1 protein-coding gene is annotated in these 255 nt (G+C 66.7%); it reads right to left on the reverse strand.

The window, feature by feature from the left end:
* Positions 1–255: Ig-like domain-containing protein (locus GTP41_RS28215; RefSeq protein WP_308700890.1), on the reverse strand; the 255-nt coding region annotated here is incomplete at both ends.

Consider the following 255-nt stretch of genomic DNA (forward strand, 5'->3'; position numbering starts at 1 on the left):
TGGCGATGGCCACATTGTCGGTGGCGCTGGCGCCGATGTTCACGTTGCCGGAGATGGTGGCGCCGTTGACCGGGTTGGTGATGTTCACAACCGGCGCGGTGGTGTCGGCGACGACGTTGTTGCCCACGGTGACGTTGATGGTGCTGGTGCCGACGTTGCCGGAGCTGTCGTAGGCTTTGGCGACGATGCTGGTGGCGCCATCGGCACGGGTGGTGGTGTCCCAGGCGAAGCTGTAAGGGCCGGCCGCGTCGGTGG

Origin of the sequence: Pseudoduganella guangdongensis (assembly GCF_009857475.1) — a bacterium.
GTDB lineage: Bacteria > Pseudomonadota > Gammaproteobacteria > Burkholderiales > Burkholderiaceae_D > Rugamonas > Rugamonas guangdongensis.